The sequence below is a fragment of the Streptomyces sp. AP-93 genome (assembly GCF_022808175.1).
Lineage (GTDB): Bacteria > Actinomycetota > Actinomycetes > Streptomycetales > Streptomycetaceae > Streptomyces.
The window spans coordinates 140,227-157,096 of record NZ_JALGBX010000016.1; the positions used below are offsets into that span (position 1 = coordinate 140,227).

General features: G+C 69.4%; 12 protein-coding genes. 7 read left to right on the forward strand and 5 right to left on the reverse strand.

Features of this window, described 5'->3' with window-relative positions; all coding sequences use genetic code 11:
- Window positions 1–582, forward strand: coding sequence for a hypothetical protein (locus MTF69_RS25530; RefSeq protein WP_243338115.1), 582 nt, complete (start codon window positions 1–3; stop codon window positions 580–582).
- On the opposite strand, the gene MTF69_RS25535 is transcribed toward MTF69_RS25530, so the two are convergent.
- Entirely contained in the window at window positions 575–2,611 is a 2,037-nt protein-coding gene (locus tag MTF69_RS25535) for a regulator (protein ID WP_243338116.1), read from the reverse strand. The genes MTF69_RS25530 and MTF69_RS25535 overlap by 8 nt on opposite strands.
- Before the next feature lie 420 nt (window positions 2,612–3,031).
- Between MTF69_RS25535 and MTF69_RS25540 the strand changes: the two genes are divergently transcribed.
- Window positions 3,032–3,709: a methyltransferase domain-containing protein gene (locus MTF69_RS25540; protein ID WP_243338119.1), complete on the forward strand. Its 678-nt coding sequence runs from the start codon at window positions 3,032–3,034 to the stop codon at window positions 3,707–3,709.
- On the opposite strand, the gene MTF69_RS25545 is transcribed toward MTF69_RS25540, so the two are convergent.
- Window positions 3,679–4,218 carry a hypothetical protein gene (locus MTF69_RS25545; RefSeq protein WP_243338120.1) on the reverse strand — a complete coding sequence of 180 codons (540 nt, stop codon included), beginning with the start codon at window positions 4,216–4,218 and terminating at the stop codon, window positions 3,679–3,681. The two genes, MTF69_RS25540 and MTF69_RS25545, sit on opposite strands and share 31 nt — an antisense overlap.
- On the reverse strand, window positions 4,215–5,504 hold the full coding sequence (locus MTF69_RS25550; protein ID WP_243338122.1) for a molybdopterin-dependent oxidoreductase: 1,290 nt from the start codon (window positions 5,502–5,504) through the stop codon (window positions 4,215–4,217). The genes MTF69_RS25545 and MTF69_RS25550 overlap by 4 nt, the downstream gene beginning before the upstream one ends.
- A gap of 926 nt (window positions 5,505–6,430) precedes the next feature.
- Here MTF69_RS25550 and MTF69_RS25555 point away from each other — a divergent pair.
- Entirely contained in the window at window positions 6,431–6,910 is a 480-nt protein-coding gene (locus tag MTF69_RS25555; RefSeq protein ID WP_243338124.1) for a peroxiredoxin, read from the forward strand.
- Between the two features lie 76 nt (window positions 6,911–6,986).
- Here the strand turns inward: MTF69_RS25555 and MTF69_RS25560 are convergent, their stop codons facing one another.
- The gene (locus tag MTF69_RS25560; RefSeq protein ID WP_243338126.1) at window positions 6,987–7,823 is read right to left on the reverse strand and encodes an alpha/beta fold hydrolase; all 837 of its coding nucleotides are present in this window, start codon (window positions 7,821–7,823) and stop codon (window positions 6,987–6,989) included.
- A gap of 524 nt (window positions 7,824–8,347) precedes the next feature.
- Between MTF69_RS25560 and MTF69_RS25565 the strand changes: the two genes are divergently transcribed.
- The 3 genes from MTF69_RS25565 (at window position 8,348) to MTF69_RS25575 (ending at window position 13,004) form a co-directional block, all read left to right on the forward strand.
- The gene (locus tag MTF69_RS25565; protein ID WP_243338127.1) at window positions 8,348–9,805 is read left to right on the forward strand and encodes a DUF4331 domain-containing protein; all 1,458 of its coding nucleotides are present in this window, start codon (window positions 8,348–8,350) and stop codon (window positions 9,803–9,805) included.
- Between the two features lie 182 nt (window positions 9,806–9,987).
- Window positions 9,988–11,331, forward strand: coding sequence for a tetratricopeptide repeat protein (locus MTF69_RS25570; protein WP_243338128.1), 1,344 nt, complete (start codon window positions 9,988–9,990; stop codon window positions 11,329–11,331).
- Window positions 11,328–13,004 (forward strand): nickel transporter, encoded by a 1,677-nt coding sequence (locus tag MTF69_RS25575; protein ID WP_243338130.1) that lies wholly within the window; start codon window positions 11,328–11,330, stop codon window positions 13,002–13,004. Before MTF69_RS25570 ends, MTF69_RS25575 begins: the two co-directional genes overlap by 4 nt.
- A gap of 20 nt (window positions 13,005–13,024) precedes the next feature.
- Here the strand turns inward: MTF69_RS25575 and MTF69_RS25580 are convergent, their stop codons facing one another.
- Window positions 13,025–13,636: a class I SAM-dependent methyltransferase gene (locus MTF69_RS25580; protein ID WP_308401449.1), complete on the reverse strand. Its 612-nt coding sequence runs from the start codon at window positions 13,634–13,636 to the stop codon at window positions 13,025–13,027.
- Window positions 13,637–14,468: 832 nt separating this feature from the next.
- On the opposite strand from MTF69_RS25580, the gene pflB reads away from it, so the two are divergent.
- Window positions 14,469–16,724, forward strand: a complete 2,256-nt coding sequence (gene pflB, locus MTF69_RS25585) for a formate C-acetyltransferase (protein WP_243338132.1) — start codon at window positions 14,469–14,471, stop codon at window positions 16,722–16,724.
- The last annotated feature ends 146 nt before the right edge of the window (window positions 16,725–16,870 follow it).

Genomic DNA, 16,870 nt, shown 5'->3' on the forward strand with positions numbered 1-16,870 from the left:
GTGGACCGCACGCGCCGCATCGTGAACCGACTCGTCCTGCTCGCCACCGGAGCCCTACTCCTCACGACCGCCCTGCCCCTCCTGGTGCGAAACACCGTGATCGGGGACCGGCTGCCTACGTGGTGGACGGCTCTCAGCGGGCGCGGCCGGTGGGTCGCACCGCAGGCATGGGAGGCCTGGACCGGCCGCCCAGCCGCCGGTGCCGCTGTCACCGCCGTCGTGATCCTGCTCGCTCTCACGGCGGGCGGACTGCTCCTCCTTCAAGGGCCGCGGGGAACGGTCCGACGACTGCCGCTGGCCTCACCGGGCACCGTGCTGGAGGCCAGGGCTTTCACGGCCGCGGTCAGCTCCAGGCTCCGGGCACTTCCTGGCGTGCACTCGGTGCGCACCGGGTTGCGCGGGACAGCCGACAGAGCGCGCCTGCGGATCCGCGTGGTCCTGGATGACACTGCCTCACCCCGCGAGATCCTGACCGTCCTGTCCACGGACGTGCTGCCCGAGAGCCGTGTCTTCCTCGCCCCGCACCCCCTTGCGGCCGAGGTCCGCTTCATCACCCGGCCCGGCGGTCGGCGCGTCAGGTAACCGGACCGGTTGGACCTTCACCGAGGGCATGGGCAAGGAGGACCGCCGGTTCCTGCTGCCCCGTCTCACGCAGGGTCTGGGCGAAGTGTTCCTCCCCGAGTCCCTTGCGGATGGTTTCCTCGCATTCTGCGCGTACATGGGCAAGTTCGGGTGTTCCGCGTTGGGGGTGACCGACGGAGCGCCAGTGGGCCAGGCCCGTGCCGTAGATCCGGGCGGCCTGTAGCGCCTGGCCTTGGAAGGCGACGGCAGCCGCGAGGAGGTCGAGGCCGAGCGCGATGCCGAAGCTGTCCCCGATCTGACGCTTCGAAGCCACCATGACGCGGGCCCTGTCCGCGGCCCGCTCCGCGTCGCCTCGCATGAGCGCTACGAGGGAGAGCTGGTACTCGGTGTAGGAGCGGGTCCAGACCTCGCCGAGGGCTACGCATTCCTCGCGGAGCGAGTCCGCTTCGCGTTCGGCTTCGGCCAGCCGCCCGGAGGAGGTGAGTGCGAACACGATGATCAGGCGGCAGAACAGGCGCCCCTGCGAGGCCGCGGGCTCCCCGGTGGTGTCGTCCAGGGCGCGGGCCGCGACCTGCTGTGCGAGGTGAGGGTTGCCGGACATGAGGTGAACGAGTCCGCTCAGGTAGCCGGCCCGCAGGACGTCTTGAGGGTGCTCGCCCCTACGGTCCGCAACCTGGCGGCAGGTATCGGCCAGGATCAGGGCGCCGTCGTGATCGCCCTGCAGCAGAAGGGTGACGCCCAGCGCCCAGGTGGCCTGACCGGCGGCGTCACCGGACTCGCCGCCGGCTTCCAGACAGCGTTCCAGGTAGGAGCGGGCTTCGTGCAGGTGTCCGGTGCATGCCCAGAAGAACCCCAGCCGGCCCGCCAGTTCCAACGCCTGCTCAGGGTCGGTGGCCAGGAGATGATCCAGGGCCGCACACAGGTCCGCATGCGCCCGTTCCACGCGCGTGTAGGCCGCGACTTGACCGGGCCCGGGCCAATCCCGCTCGGCGGTGACAGTGAGCTGTGAGAAACCGGAGGCGTGCCGGTCCGCGAGCACTCCGTCCTCACCGAGTTCACGCAGCCACATCCGGCCGTAGTCACGCAGAGGGACGAGCAGCCGGTAGAGGTCGCCGGCCTGCGTCAATACGGATCGACGCGCCAGTGACCGAAGAGTCCGGGAGATGTCGCGGTCCTGGAGCGGCCCGCCCGCACACACCTCGCGCACCATGCCCTCGTCGAAAGACTGGCGGAACACGCTTAGTCTGGCCCACAGCAGGCGCTCCACCGGGTCACACAGCTCGTGACTCCACCCCATGGCCGTCCACAGGCTCTGGTGACGGGCCGGCTGAACCGGTCCGCGGGCACGGAGCGTCCTGGCCCCGGCTCCGGTGCGCAGCCGGGCGGCAAGTTCTTGGGCGCCGGTGTCCGCGAGCTGTGCCCCGGCGAGTTCGAGCGCCAGCGGCAGGCCGTCCAGGAGAGCGCACACTTCGGCTGCTGCGGACCACTCGTCGCGATCCGTCCCGAACCCGCCGGCGGCAACTGCCCGGCCGGTGAGCAGGCTGAGGGCTTCGGCTTCGTTCAGCGGGCCCAGCGTGATGACGTGCTCACCGCGAACGCCGAGAGGTTCCCGGCTGGTGGCAACGACGGTGAGGCCGGGGCTGACCGTCAACAGGTCAGCGACGACCTTGCGTACCGAGTCGGTGAGGTGCTCGCAGGAGTCCAGGACCAGCAGCACCCGGCGGTCCGACAGCCACTGGCACAGACCCTCCAACGGCCACCGTGCACGGTGATCAGAAAACCCGACCGCGTCCGAGATCGTAGCGACCAGCAGCCGGTCATTGTCCAACGGCCAAAGGTGCGCCCAGCACACGACGAGATCGCCACCGGTCATGGCCGAGACCGTCCGCAGGGCCAGCCGTGACTTTCCCGCCCCGGCGGGCCCGGACATCGTCGTCAGCCGGTGGGCTCCTATGGCGGCCGTGAGGTCAGCGGTCTCCGCCTCACGGCCGATGAACGGCGTTGCTGCTTCGGGAAGATAGGAGATCACCGGAACATTCTCAACCGGCTCCGGCCCTCGCCGCACCCGAACAAGCAAGACGGATCGCATGCTGCGGCACTGCCCGCTCCGGGGCCGGCGACGTGACGGCAAGCCCCAGAGCAGGCAGTGGTGAGCCGCAGCCGCCCATCCCGGGGCGACCAGAGCCACACCAGGAGACATCCTGCGAACATTTCCGAGTGGGCACCGCGCCCGCGACGCGCGTCCAAACCACCCGAATGCCCGCGGTCCCCATCCTCAGGCACCTATCTGAGCCTTTCCGCAGGCGCCTTCCAGCAAGCCGACCTAACGTCGTCACTCAGGGCAAGCCGAAGCCGGCATCGCAGACCGCGCCAGCTGCCTCACGCGTAGGCACGACGCCTTCCACCCGGCCACCCGTGGCCAGCCAGTCCCCAAGAGGCAGGAGCATGTGTGAGCACCGCCGCGTCGATGCGGATCAGCGGCCCTGAGCCCTGGCAGCGGGGCCCGTACGCCGAGGCGATCGGCGCGGCGAAGGGCCGGCTCACGCTGCGGGACGCCGAGGGCTGGTGTCTGTCCCTGGACGTCCGCCGCTGGTGTGCGCAGGCGGATGTCTCGGATCGGAGTGTTGTGGATCGCTGTGCGGGCCGGGTTCTGGACATCGGCTGCGGGGCCGGGCGCCTGGTCGAGGAGGCAGCGCGGCGAGGGCATCGGGTCCTGGGGATCGACGTGTGTCCGACCGCTGTGATCTCCACGGTGTGCCGGGGCGGTAGAGCCATCAGCCGGTCGGTGTTCGAGCCGCTACCCGGTGAAGGCCGATGGGACACGGCGCTCCTCGTGGACGGGAACATCGGCATCGGCGGAGATCCCCGCCGGCTGCTGGAACGCATCCACGGTGTGGTCCGCGATCGGGGGCTGCTGATTGTGGAGACCGCACCCATCGACGTCGACGAGCGGCGCCGGGTGCGGATCCATGCCGGGAGGGCGGCAGCAAGCCCCGTCTTCGCCTGGGCGACCGTCGGCACCCGGGCCCTGCTCAGGCACGGCCGCATGTCGGGCTGGACACCCGTCGAGCAGTGGGCCGGTCCCTCGGGGGAGCGTCACTTCGTGGCCTTGCGGGCCCGGGCCTGAGCCCGGGCGTCCCTGCGTTCGGGCCGCGGGCGCAGCCAGGTCCGCGCGAGCAGAACGATCGCCGAGGTGATGAACAGGGCTGCGGTGATGAGGAGCCAGCGGGCGAGGAAGCCGTCCGCGGACAGAGCGGTGTAGGCGGTGTAGTGGTCGATCTTCTGCAGGATCAGCGGCCACCAGACGAGGAACAGCACTCCCGAGACGAAGAGAGGGACGCGAAGGTAGTTCACCCCCGGCCGCCGCACGCTCTCACCGGCGGCGCTCCGGCCCCGGAAGAGGAACTGTGCGGCGCGGTCGGTGAACGAGTAGGCGGGGAGCAGGACCAGGTCGTGCAGGAGCGCCGCGCCGACGAACCAGATCGCCACACCCATGGGGTCGCCCTTGAGGAGGCGGATGCCGGCGTAGAGGGCGAGGGCGAAGCAGGCCAGGGTGAGCAGGAGGTGAAGCGGGGAGGCTCCGTAGCGCCGCCGGAACGCGGAGCCGGTGGCCATGTCTCCAGGGGGGTTGTTCATGTGGGTTCTCCGAAGGTGAGGCGGGTGACCCACTTGGTGTTGTGGACGCCCGGAGCCGCCGGGATGATCACGCGGGCTGGGTAGCCGTGGTCCGGTGACAGGTCCGCCCCGTTGACACGCATCGCGAGGAGCGAGCGGCCATCACGCGCCTGGTTGGCGGCCAGTACGACTGAGGAGAACGACCCTCCGCGCTGGACGGACTCCACAAAGACCTGCGGGGTGTTGGTGCCGAGTCCCACGAGCGCCGCGAGATCGGTGAGGCGTACGCCGGACCACTGCTGGTCGGGGGTGGACCAGCCCTCTACGCACGCGATCGGCAGCGCCGCCTCCCCCTGCTCCATCGCCAGGAGCATCGCGCGGGTGAGCACCACCTGACGGCCTCCCCCGCGTACCGTCAGCCGCCAGGCGGGGCCGATATCGCTAGGGCGGATACCGCTGGAGGCCGCGGTCTTGTTGATCTGGAAGCCATTCGGGCCCGTGCCGGGGTCTCGGCCGTGCGGAGCCAGCAGGGCGGTCTTGCGCCACCAGCCGCCGATGCTCTGGCCGGCCGTCACCACCAGCAGGGCCAGCGACCCGGCGCCCACCATCGCGACCGCACCCCGCCGCGAGATCGTCGCCGGCGCCGGCCGGGGCGAGACCAGCCCGGCCGCCTCCTGCGAATCCGCCGCGGGCTGCCACCCCCGGCCGGCCCGCACCGCGCGAACGGCGCGAGGCAGCCGGAAAGCGACGTGGACGACGAACGCCGCCATGAACACCCAGGAGCTGTAGAAGTGCAGGACGTAGAAGGAGCCCGGGAAGATGTAGTCCAGTTGGATGTTCAGGATCCCGGTGACGAACGTGAACCCCGCCCCTCCCACGAGCAGCAGAAGCGAGAGCCGTTCGAGGGCGTGGGCGGCCGAGCGCAGCGGCGGCCACTCGAACAGTTTGGGGATGACCGACCACAGCTTGGCGAGGAGGACCGGGACGAGTACCACCCCGAGGACGGTGTGCACGCCCTGGGTCACCCGGTACAACCAGTACGGCGAGGTGGGCCAGGTGAACAGGTAGAACCCGAGCCACCCCTTTTCGGGCGTCTGGTCGTTGCGCGCGGCGAGGTCCGGGTTGTAGGCCGCATACGACAGCAGGCCCGTCACGAACAACACGACCACCCCCACCAACAGCAGCAGCCCGAACACCCCGGTCAGCCACGGCCCCCGCAGGGGACTGCGCCAAAACCCCGGACGGGCCGGGCCCGGCGGCGGACCGGCGGCCCGCACTTGGTCGACGGCCCCCCGTACCCGTTCCACGACCGACGGATGCGCCGGCTTCACGGGCCTTGCCCCGACCGACGGCCGCCCCGTGGCACCGTCCGGCCGATCACTCTCGCCGCCTACATCCACTCAGGACACCTCCATACAATTCCGCCCTATTGGGCAGGTCGTCCACGAGAAGATCCCGCAATCCCAGCCCAGACCCCGCCCACGACACGCAGCACCTGCCTGCGGCTCTGCGACAGGTCGGGATCCAGCCACCGCGCGCCTCCCGGACCCGGCTCACGGCAGGACGCGGCCCGGAGTGAGGGTGATGTACGGGCCTGGCCGGGTTCTGCGCCGGTGGGATGCCTCAGGCCTTCCGGTCAGAATTCCTCGGCGCGCATCTCGTCCCTCGCCGCTGGAGCCCTTCGCTCTCGCCTCGATCCCACGTGTGCTGGTCGAGATCGCGTCCCGGCACCGGCAGGCGCACGGAGCGATCGGCCCCATGCAGGGGAGGCTAACCCTTTCGAGGGAACCGGCCCTCGGAGGCCAAACCGCTCCGCATGGCCACAACGAAGACGCTGCGTGGGCCCCGCCGCCTGGGACCCGCCAGCGCACCCACGTGCCGCTGGAACAGAATTGCGGGCGCAGCGAACAAGAGAGGGATCACGACCGAAATCCAGCCGCCAGGCTAGTCCACTCTGCACGGATATCGGCGCCGCATATTCGCGCGGACCATCCCGAAATTCTTTTGTCGTACCCGCGAAGAGAATCGTTTTTTCAACTGGACGGAGCAGGCGTCTTGTCAGCGTCCGGACTGTCTGTTTTTCTTGCTCTGCGATTCGCCGCATCTCGAGGTCTGGTGGTGCTCGCGGGTCGTCCCTTGGCAATACCCTTGCCGGCGAAGGTGCTCCGAGCCGGGGCCTACCCGGCGGGGACATTCGTGACAGAGGCAGGCTGACAAGGCGAAGGAGATCTTCGTGGCAGGCGTACCCAACGTTGGTTCGGTGGTGGGCGACTTCGCCCTCCCGGGCGGAGAACTCATAGGCTCTTCGTTCGTACGGCGCGACTTCGAACTGTGCAAGCAGCGCGGCAAGCCCCTGATCCTGGCCTTCTATCCGGGCGATGACACCCCTGTATGCACCCGTCAGCTGTGCTCGTACTCCAGCGGACTGGACTCCTTCGCCGCGGTCGGTGCGCAGGTGTGGGGCATCAGTCCTCAAGGGGTCGACAGCCATGAAGCCTTCGCCCGCCGTCATGGCTTGCGGATGCCGTTGCTCGCGGACGAACAGCGTCTGGTGAGCCGTTCGTTCGGCATTACGGCGCCCGGGATCGGGCTGCGCCGGGCCGTCTTCCTGATCGCTCCGGACGGCACGCTGCACTGGAAGCACGTCGCGCTTCTGGGGGCCACCTTCCAGAGCGCGGCTGCCATCTCGCGCGAGCTGGCAGCCTTCGCCTGACCTCGTTCACGCCCAGCCGCTCCCCGCCCCGCCCCACCCCAATTGGCGTGGGGCGGGGCGGGGGACGGGGCTACGGTTACTTGGCGAGGAACTCGATCAGGTGCTGGTTGAACTCTTTCGCGTGGGTGAGGTTCAGCCCGTGCGGAGCCCCCTCGATCAGGGCGAGCGTGCTGCCCGGCAGGGCTTGATGGGCTCGCTTGCCGCTGACTTCGAAGGGCACGATGGCGTCCTGGGTGCCGTGGATGATCAGGGTGGGGACTTCGATGCGGGCGAGGTCGTCGCGGAAGTCGGTTCGGGCGAAGGCGTTGATGCACTCCAGCGTCCCCTTGGGTGAGGCGGCCTCCGCCAGGTGCACGTGATAGCGATGCTGTGCCGCGCTGACGAGGTCCGTGTTCTCGCCGGCCTGGAAGAAGCCGGTGACGAAACCTTCCAGGAACGCGGGCCGGTCACCGCGGACGCCGTCCTCGAACTGTGCGATTGCGGCGTCGTCGAGCCCGCCATCGGGGTTGTCGGCACTCTTGTAGAGATATGGAGGCACCGCAGCTGCCAGGACCGCCTGGTGAACGCGACTGCTGCCGTAGTTGTGCAGGTAGCGGACTACCTCCCCTCCTCCCATGGAGAATCCGACCAGGGTCGCGTCCCGTAGGTCGAGATGCGTCAGGAGCGCGTCCAGGTCTGCTGCCAGGGTGTCGTAGTCGTAGCCCTCCCACGGCTGCGCGGAAGAACCGAACCCGCGCCGGTCGTAGGTGATGACCCGATAGCCCGCCTCGACCAGTTGGCCGACCTGCGCCTCCCAGGCCCGGCCGCTCAGCGGCCAGCCGTGGACGAGGACTACCGGGCGGCCTCGGCCGAAGTCCTCGAAGTGGAGCTCGACGCTGCTGTCCCTGTCAGTGCTTACGTTGATGCGCGGCATGCCGGATAGACGCCTTTCGTGTTGAGGTGCAACACATGTACCAAGCGTGCGCTCCGGTCAGGCCGGATTTCACTTACCGCAGAACTGTCAGCACATTCTTCACCCCCGCGTCTCCAGCATTATTTATCGTTCTGTATTTACAAACAAGGACCCCAGTCGCTTATTGCGAATGCCTTGCAATAGCGCGAGTCTGCCCGATCGGCCTAACCCGTCAACTGCGTGTCGAAACGAATTTGGAACCCTATGGAGTTTCTGTGAGGGGGCTGTGGCCAGCGGATTTGCGAGAACTGGGCGGAGCGGATTGCCGACATGCAAGCAGAGTTGGTCACGCGCCGTGGGTGGTGCGTGCTTTCCTTCCGTCTGCGCGATCTGGGGGCACGGCGGTACGCAGGGTCGGCGGGCCCTGCTGTCGCTGATGTCTCGCGGGCGCGTTGTCCGACCGAGTGGTCACCCCATCTGAATGCCCCTGTCCGGCCGTGCCGGTGTGTGCGGTGGGGCGGGGTTCGCAGTCGAGAGGAACACCCTTGAAGTCCATCTCCGCACGGCCCCCTTCGCGCCGTGTGCTCAACCAGTCCCTCCTCGTCCTGGGCGCCGGCGCGCTCGCGACGGGACTGGCCGCCCTCACCCTCGCCCCGGGCGTCAGCTCCGCATCGAGCCACCGCGAGGCACCCCTGATCGCGGGCGACCCGCGGGCGGACAACACCGACGTGTACGCGTACACGAGCCTGGACCGTCCCGACTCGGTGACCCTGCTGGCGAACTGGATTCCGTTCGAGGAGCCCAACGGCGGCCCGAACTTCTACGCGTTCGGCGACGACCTCCGCTACAACATCAAGATCGACAACACGGGTGACGGTGTCTCCGACATCACCTACACCTGGCGCTTCCGCAACAGCTACCGCGACGACGCGAACCAGTTCCTCTACAACACCGGCCCGGTCACCTCGCTGAACGACCCGGACCTCAACTTCCGCCAGGTCTACGACCTCGTGGTCACCCACGGCGACAAGAGCAAGGTCCTGCTCACCGGCGTGCCCGCCGCCCCGTCCCGCGTCGGCCCGGCGTCCATGCCCAACTACGCGGCCCTGCGCAACCAGGCGATCCGCAACGTCCCCGGCGGCGGCAAGACCTTCGCAGGCCAGGCCGAGGACCCCTTCTTCGCCGACCTGCGCGTCTTCGACCTCCTCTACGGCGGCAACCTGTCCGAGCGCGGCCAGGACACCCTCGCCGGCTACAACGTCAACTCCGTCGCCCTGCAGATCCCCAAGAAGGACCTGGCGCTCAAGGGGAACCCGTCTCGTAACCCGGTCATCGGCGTCTGGTCGACCACCGACCGCCAGGGAGTGCAGGTCTCCGACTCCCGCGACAAGCGGCACGGCGAGAAGTGGAAGCAGGTCTCCCGCCTCGGGAACCCGCTCGTGAACGAGGTGGTCGTCCCGCTGAAGTACAAGGACGCCTTCAACACCCTCAACCCGGACCAGGACCGCACCGTGCAGCCGGTGGTGGACAAGGTCCTCGACCCGATCCTGCCCAAGCTGATCCAGCAGGTCTACGGCATCCCGGCCCCGCCGGCCCCTCGACGGGACCTGTTCGAGATCTACCTGACGGGCATCTGCAAGGCCTGCGGACCCATCCAGGCCGACCTCAACGCCCACCGCCTGAACAAGGACGCGAAGCTCCGCGACATCGTGCCGGCGGAGGAGCTGCGCCTGAACATGGCCGTGCCGCCCACCGCCAACCCCAACCGCTACGGCGTCCTGGCTGGTGACTTCGCGGGCTTCCCCAACGGCCGCCGCCTGACCGACGACGTCATCGACATCTCCCTCCAGGCCGTCGAGGGCGCCGCCCAGACCGGCCAGCTCGTCCCGGCGCTCGCCGACGGCGACCGGGTCGACGCCAACGAGGTGCCGTTCGGCACCTCGTTCCCGTACCTGGCGCTCCCCCACACCAAGTCCGTCAACAGCGGCCCGACCGTCAAGTAAAGGGTTCCAGGGAGAGGAACGCCGCGGCCTTGGGAAGCCTCGGCGTCCTCCTCCCAGGCGTCGGCGGTGCCGCCTGTGCCGCAACCGCAAGAAGCTGACCCACCACTCCGGGCGGGGACCGAGTCCGGCCCTCCGGTCCCCGCCCGGACCAACATCCACTGCATTTCCCCGGGGAGGATCCCGTGCACCGGCCCGAAGACGAACCAGCCCCCGCGATCCGGCGCCGCAGACACCTGCGCACCACCGCGATCACCATCGCCCTGGGCGCGGTCATGTTCACCGTCGGCGCCGTCGCCCTCTCCCCGACCAACTCCAGCGGGCCGGAAACCACTGCCACGGCAGCGTCCGTCTCCGGCCCGGTGCGCGGGATCGCGGCGCTGCGCGAGCGCGTCAAACAACTGCCGAAGGATCCGGGGAGCTGGGCGGACCTCGGCATGGCCCTGGTCCAGCAAGCCCGTACCACCGCCGACCAGGCCGCGTACGCCCAGGCGGAGAGGGCCCTGCGTCACTCGCTCCGGCTCCAGCCGGTGGAGAACCTGCACGCCGAGATCGGCATGGGCGCGCTCGCCGCCGCCCGCCACCAGTTCCGTGATGCGCTCACCTGGGCAGAGAAGGCGATCGCGACCAGCCCCGCCACCCCCGCCTCCCACGGTGTGCTCGCCGACGCCCACACCCAACTCGGTCACTACGGGGAAGCGGAGGCAGCCGTCCAGAAGATGGCCGACCTGCGCCCGGACAGCGCATCACTGGCCCGCGCCTCCTACGTCTTCGAGCTGCGCGGCGACACGGGAGGGGCCCGCGAGCTGATGGAACGCGCGCTGCGCGCGGCCGGCACCCCAGGCGAGCGTGCCTTCGCCCACACCCACCTGTCGGCCCTCGCCCTGGACGGCGGAGATACGGCGGCCGCCCTACGCCAGGCGGAGGCGGGGCTTGCCATGACGCCGCGCGACGCCGGTCTGCTGGAGGCCCGGGCCAGAGCCCACGCGGCCCTCGGGAAGTCCGCGCAGGCGGTCGCGGACTACACAGCGGCCATCGCGGTGGCCCCGCTGCCGCAATATCTCCTGGGGCTCGGAGAACTCCAGCAGTCGCTCGGCCACCGGGACCTGGCCGAGGCCCAGTACGCGGTCCTGCGGGCCCAAGAGACGCTCCGCCGGGCCGGCGACGCGTCCGCGGACACCGACGCGATCCTCTTCGAAGCCGATCACGGAGATCCTCGCCAGGCCGTGTCCATGGCCGAAACCGCTGTACGCGAAAGGCCGTTCCTCGCCGTCCACGACGCCTACGCCTGGGCCCTGCACCGCGCGGGACGCGACCAAGAGGCCCTTACCCAAGCCGACAAGGCCCTCGTCCTCGGAACACGCAGCGCGCTCTTCCTCCACCACCGCGGCGCCATCCACCAAGCCCTCGGCGACACCACGGCCGCCCGCCGCGACTTTCAGCAGGCACTGAACCTCGACCCCTCCTTCCACCCGCTCCACGCCCCCGCGGCGCGCGAGGCGATCCGGCGAATCGACGACACCCCATGAACCCCAGCACCCGCCGGCGCCTGGCCGTCATCCCGCTCACGGCAGCACTCATCACCCAGCTCACCCTCCTCATCACGGCCCCGCCCGCATCAGCGCACCCGCTGGGGAACTTCACGGTCAACTACGCGACCAGCCTCACCCTGCGCCCCGGCACGGTCGAAGCCGAGATCGTGGTCGACCGCGCCGAGATCGCCGCCGCACAAGAGCGCCCCCTCATCGACCGGGACCACAACGGATCCGTCACCGCCGACGAACAGGGTGCGTACGCGGAGACGGCGTGCACCACCCTGGCCGGGCAACTGACCGCCGACGTGGACGGCAGGAGCCTCCAGTGGAACCGGGGTACCGGCAGACTGACCTTCCACACCGGCGAGGCCGGGCTCAAGACCAGCCGCCTCACCTGCCCGCTCACCGCCGACGCGCACCTCACCGCGCCGGCCCGCCTCCACGTCGCCACCCACTACGACACCCGACCCGTCGGCTGGCACGAGATCACCGCCCGCGGCCAAGGGCTCTCCCTCACCGAGTCCACGGTCCCCGCGGCCTCCACCACCGACCAGCTGCGCCACTACCCGCAAGATCCGCTCGCCGACCCGCTCGACCAGCGCAGCGCCGACATCCGTACGGCTCCGGGGCAGCAGCCCGCGGCCGGGATCGTGCCGTCCGGCCTGCCCGGCGCGGGCCCCGCCACCGACGCCCTGAACAAGGTCTCCGCCCTCTTCGACACCCTCGTCGGCCGCCGCGAACTGACCGTACCCGTCGGTCTCCTCGCCTTGCTCCTGGCCATCGTGCTCGGCGCCTCCCACGCCGCGCTGCCCGGCCACGGGAAGACGATCATGGCCGCCTACCTGGCCGGCCGCCGCGGCACACCACGCGATGCCGTCACCGTCGGCGCCACCGTCACCCTCACCCACACCGCCGGCGTCCTGGCCCTCGGCCTCGCCCTGCCGATCGCCACCCACCTCGCCGGGGAAACCGTCCTGGCCTGGCTCGGCCTGGCCAGCGGCCTCCTCGTCACCGCCATCGGCCTCCATCTGCTGCGCTCCGCTCTGCGCGGCCGCCCCCTCCAGCACGGCCACGGCCACGGACATCACCACGGCCACGAACACGGGCATGGCGGCGACCACGGCCACGGGCATCGTCACGGAGGTCACGCTCACGGCGGAGATCACGCAGGCCATGAGCCGACGGCCGGCCTGCCCGTCTCACGCCGAGCACCAGACGGCGAGACGGACGGCGGCGCCACCGTCGTCCTGACGAAGACCGCCGCCGTCCGTCCGCACGACCAGCACCACGGCGAGGGCGACGACCACCACACCCACGCCCCGGCCCGAGGGCGCCGCTGGTCCCTGATCGGCGTCGGCATCGCCGGAGGCCTCGTCCCCAGCCCCTCGGCCCTGGTCGTCCTCCTGGGCGCCGTCGCCCTGGGCCGCACCGCCTTCGGAATCCTCCTCGTCATCGGCTACGGCCTCGGCATGGCCGCCACCCTCACCCTCGCCGGCCTCCTTCTAGTACGGGTGCGCGACCGCATCACCGCGCATGCCTCCGTGAATACCTCCGTGAAAACCTTGGCCCGACTGAACGCGCTCCGGCGTATCGGACCCGTCTGCACCTCAGTACTGGTCCTGCTCGTCGGGCTCGGCCTCGCGGCGCGCGCCATCACCGACCTGTGAGGAGGGCAGCCCAGAGCTGCTTACGGTGCCTTCGTCGGCGCGCCAACGAAGGCACCGATGGCGAAGCAAGGATGGTGACGGCCGGGAAACGTACACGTATCGCCCCGCGTCTCCAGCCCGGGCCGTGAACGCACCGCCAATATCAGATTGGACCTCCAGACCGGCGGACTCCAGCAGGTCCGAGGTCCGTCCCAGCGGGCGGATGTACATGTCGGGGGCGATGTAGGTCTCGATGAAGCGGCCGCCACCGGGCGCGTTCGCCCCGCGGGACATCTGTTGGACGAGGTGCCGCCCTTCGGGGCGCAGCGCCGCGTGCAGCATCCTGGCGAACCGGGGGTACTCCGCATCTCCGGCGTGCTCGCCCATTTCGACGGCGGCGGCCGCGTCGTAGCCCGACCGTCGATGTGCCGCCAGTGGCGCAGTTGGATGTCCACCAGATCGGCCACGCCCTCGCGGGCGGCGTGGACCGCGAGCGAGCCCCAACCGCAACCGACGTCGAGGAGCCGGTCCCCGGTGCGCAGTCCGAGCTTGCCGCAGATCAGCTCCATCTTGTCGGCCTGGGCCTCGGACAGTCCCGTACGTGGCATCCGCGGCTCGGGTCCCGTACCCGCAGGAGTACGCCATCGTCGCATCGAGCAGCACGCCGTAGAGAGCGCTGTGCAGACGCCCGCTCAGGTATGCGCGCCCGTGCGGGCGACGAGGAGGGGGACCCGCTGCGCCCAGGCCGGCGGCGAGCACGGTGACAGAGGCCAGCGCGGCCGCGCCCGGTCGCCGAAATCGCTGTTCGCGGACCGTCCTGCCGGCCGAGCCGAGAGCCTGGGCCAGGTCACCGTGGACGTCGATGTCTCCCGCGACGTACGCCTCGGCGAGCTCGAGCTCGTTCGGCTGCCACAGCAGGCGACGCATGGCGTCGGGCCCACGCAGGACGACCAGGGGCACATCGACAGGGCCGGCCTCGCTGCCGTCCCAGGCACGCAGCCGCACAGGGAGCGGTCCGTCGAAGAAGTTGCCGAGGAGGTCGGCCAGACGTTCGGCTGCGGGCCTCATCGAACGGTCACTTCCATGAGGAGATCCTGAAGGACGTAGCGGCGCGGGGCGCGGCGCCATCACCCGAACTTCGTAGGGACGGCCGTAAGGATTGGTGGGACCGGGCGGGCGCGAGGTTCGACGGTTACCCATACGACCAGATACGGCACCGAGTGCCTCATGATCGAGAACAGTCGGCACTCGATGCCAATTGGGCAAACGTCCTGGCGGCCGGAGCTCCTACCGGAGGGGTGTCACCATTCCGACCCCACGACGAGGGGCCCGGTCAGCGCGGCCCCGGGGACTTGGTCCCGACAGGCTTCTAAGCAACTGGGAGGTCGTTGTGCCCTGCCCACAGGACCTTTGGCACCCGAAATGATCGATCAAACGGCGTCCAATGAACGAGTCGGGGTGAAACGAGCTGAAGGGTACCCAACCATGACTGCCATTTCTGAGGCGCCGACCGGAAACCGGGAATGGGGCGGATTCGCGGGTGGACTGTGGCGGGACGCGATCGACGTCCGTGACTTTATTCAGCGGAACTACACCCCCTACGAGGGCGACGCCACGTTCCTCTCCGGTCCCACCGCACGCACCACAGCCGTGTGGGACAAGGTCTCCGGCATGTTCCCTGAGGAGATCGCCCGGGGCATCTACGACGTGGACGTGAGCACCCCGTCCCGCATCGACGCCTTCGGCCCCGGCTACATCGACCAGGGCCTCGACCTGATCGTCGGCCTGCAGACCGACGCCCCGCTCAAGCGCGCCATCATGCCCAACGGCGGCTGGCGCATGGTCGAGTCCTCACTGACCGACTACGGCTACCAGCCGGACGAGCGGATCAAGGAGATTTACACCAAGCTCCGCAAGACGCACAACGCCGGCACGTTCGACGCGTACACCCCCGAGATCCGCGCCTGCCGCTCCTCCGGCGTCATCACCGGCCTGCCGGACGCCTACGGCCGCGGCCGCATCATCGGCGACTACCGCCGCGTCGCCCTGTACGGCGTGGACCGCCTCATCGAGGTCAAGGAAGCCGAGAAGGCGCGCCTGGGCGAAGAGTGGGCGACCGAGTCCGTCATTCGCGACCGCGAGGAGATCTCCGAGCAGATCAAGGCACTGGGCGAGCTCAAGGCGATGGCCTCCTCGTACGGTTACGACATCTCGCGGCCCGCCGCGAGCGGCCGCGAGGCCATCCAGTGGGTGTACTTCGGCTACCTGGCAGCCGTCAAGGAGCAGAACGGCGCGGCCATGTCGCTGGGCCGCACCTCCACCTTCGTCGACATCTACCTCCAGCGGGACATCTCCGCCGGCCTCATCACCGAGGAGCAGGCGCAGGAGTTCATCGACGACTTCGTCATCAAGCTGCGCATCGTGCGCTTCCTGCGGACCGAGGACTTCAACCAGGGCTTCTCCGGCGACCCCATCTGGGTGACCGAGTCCATCGGCGGCATCGGCGAGGACGGCCGCCCGCTGGTGACCCGCTCCTCCTTCCGCTATCTGCAGACCCTCTACAACCTCGGCCCGGCCCCCGAGCCGAACCTCACGGTATTCTGGTCCCCGCAACTTCCACAGGGTTTCAAGGACTTCGCGTCCCAGGTTGCCATCGACACCTCGGCCCTCCAGTTCGAGTCCGACGACCTGATGCGCCCCAAGTACGGTGACGACACCGCCATCGCCTGCTGCGTCTCGCCCTCGGCCACCGGCAAGCAGATGCAGTTCTTCGGCGCCCGCGTGAACGTCGCCAAGGCCCTCCTCTACGCGATCAACGGCGGCCGTGACGAGAAGACCGGCAAGGTCGTCGCCGCCGGGTTCGAACCGATCACCGACGAGGTCCTGGACTACGAGACCGTGGCCAGGCAGTACGACGTGCTGCTCGACTGGCTCGCCAAGACGTACGTGCACGCGATGAACGTCATCCACTACATGCACGACAAGTACGCCTACGAGCGCATCGAGATGGCCCTGCACGACTACGACCCGATGCGCACGATGGCCTTCGGCGCCGCGGGCCTCTCGGTCGCTGCGGACTCCCTCTCCGCCATCAAGCACGCCAAAGTGCGGCCCGTACGCGACGAGAGCGGCCTCGCCGTCGACTTCGAGATCGACGGCGAGTACCCGGCGTACGGCAACAACGACGACCGCGCCGACGGGTTCGCGGTGCAGATCGCGCACGACTTCATGGAGAAGCTCCGCAAGTACCCCACCTACCGCGACGCGGTGCACACCCAGTCGATCCTCACGATCACCTCGAACGTCGTCTACGGCAAGAAGACCGGAAACACCCCCGATGGCCGCCGAGCCGGCGAGCCCTTCGCCCCGGGCGCCAACCCGATGAACGGCCGTGACCAGCACGGATACATCGCCTCCGCCCTCTCTGTCGCCAAGCTCCCCTACGACGACGCCGAGGACGGCGTCTCCCTCACCAACACCGTCACCCCCGACGCTCTCGGCCGCACCCCCGAGGAGCGCGTCACCAACCTCTCCGGTGTACTCGACGGCTACATGGCCAGTGGCGGCTTCCACATGAACGTCAACGTCCTCAACCGCGACACCCTCATGGACGCCATAGAGCACCCGGAGAACTACCCCCAACTCACCATCCGGGTCTCCGGCTACGCCGTCAACTTCGTCCGCCTGACCCGCGAACAGCAGCTCGACGTCATCAGCCGCACCTTCCACGGCTCCCTGTAGGACCGGGCGCCGCGGGGCCCCCGGGCGCAAGCCGGGGCCCCGCGGCCTACGAGCGATCCCCTGACTAGCGATGACCACCGTCAAGCAGGTGATCGTCATCTCCGCGAGCCTTCCCGTCGACGCGGCCTCAAACTGATAGTCGAGGC

Coding starts and splice junctions, on each gene's coding strand:
- MTF69_RS25580 (WP_308401449.1), bottom strand. CDS start 13,636: ATGCGACGATGGCGTACTCCTGCGGGTACGGGACCCGAGCCGCGGATG.
- pflB (WP_243338132.1), top strand. CDS start 14,469: ATGACTGCCATTTCTGAGGCGCCGACCGGAAACCGGGAATGGGGCGGA.
- MTF69_RS25575 (WP_243338130.1), top strand. CDS start 11,328: ATGAACCCCAGCACCCGCCGGCGCCTGGCCGTCATCCCGCTCACGGCA.
- MTF69_RS25545 (WP_243338120.1), bottom strand. CDS start 4,218: ATGAACAACCCCCCTGGAGACATGGCCACCGGCTCCGCGTTCCGGCGG.
- MTF69_RS25560 (WP_243338126.1), bottom strand. CDS start 7,823: ATGCCGCGCATCAACGTAAGCACTGACAGGGACAGCAGCGTCGAGCTC.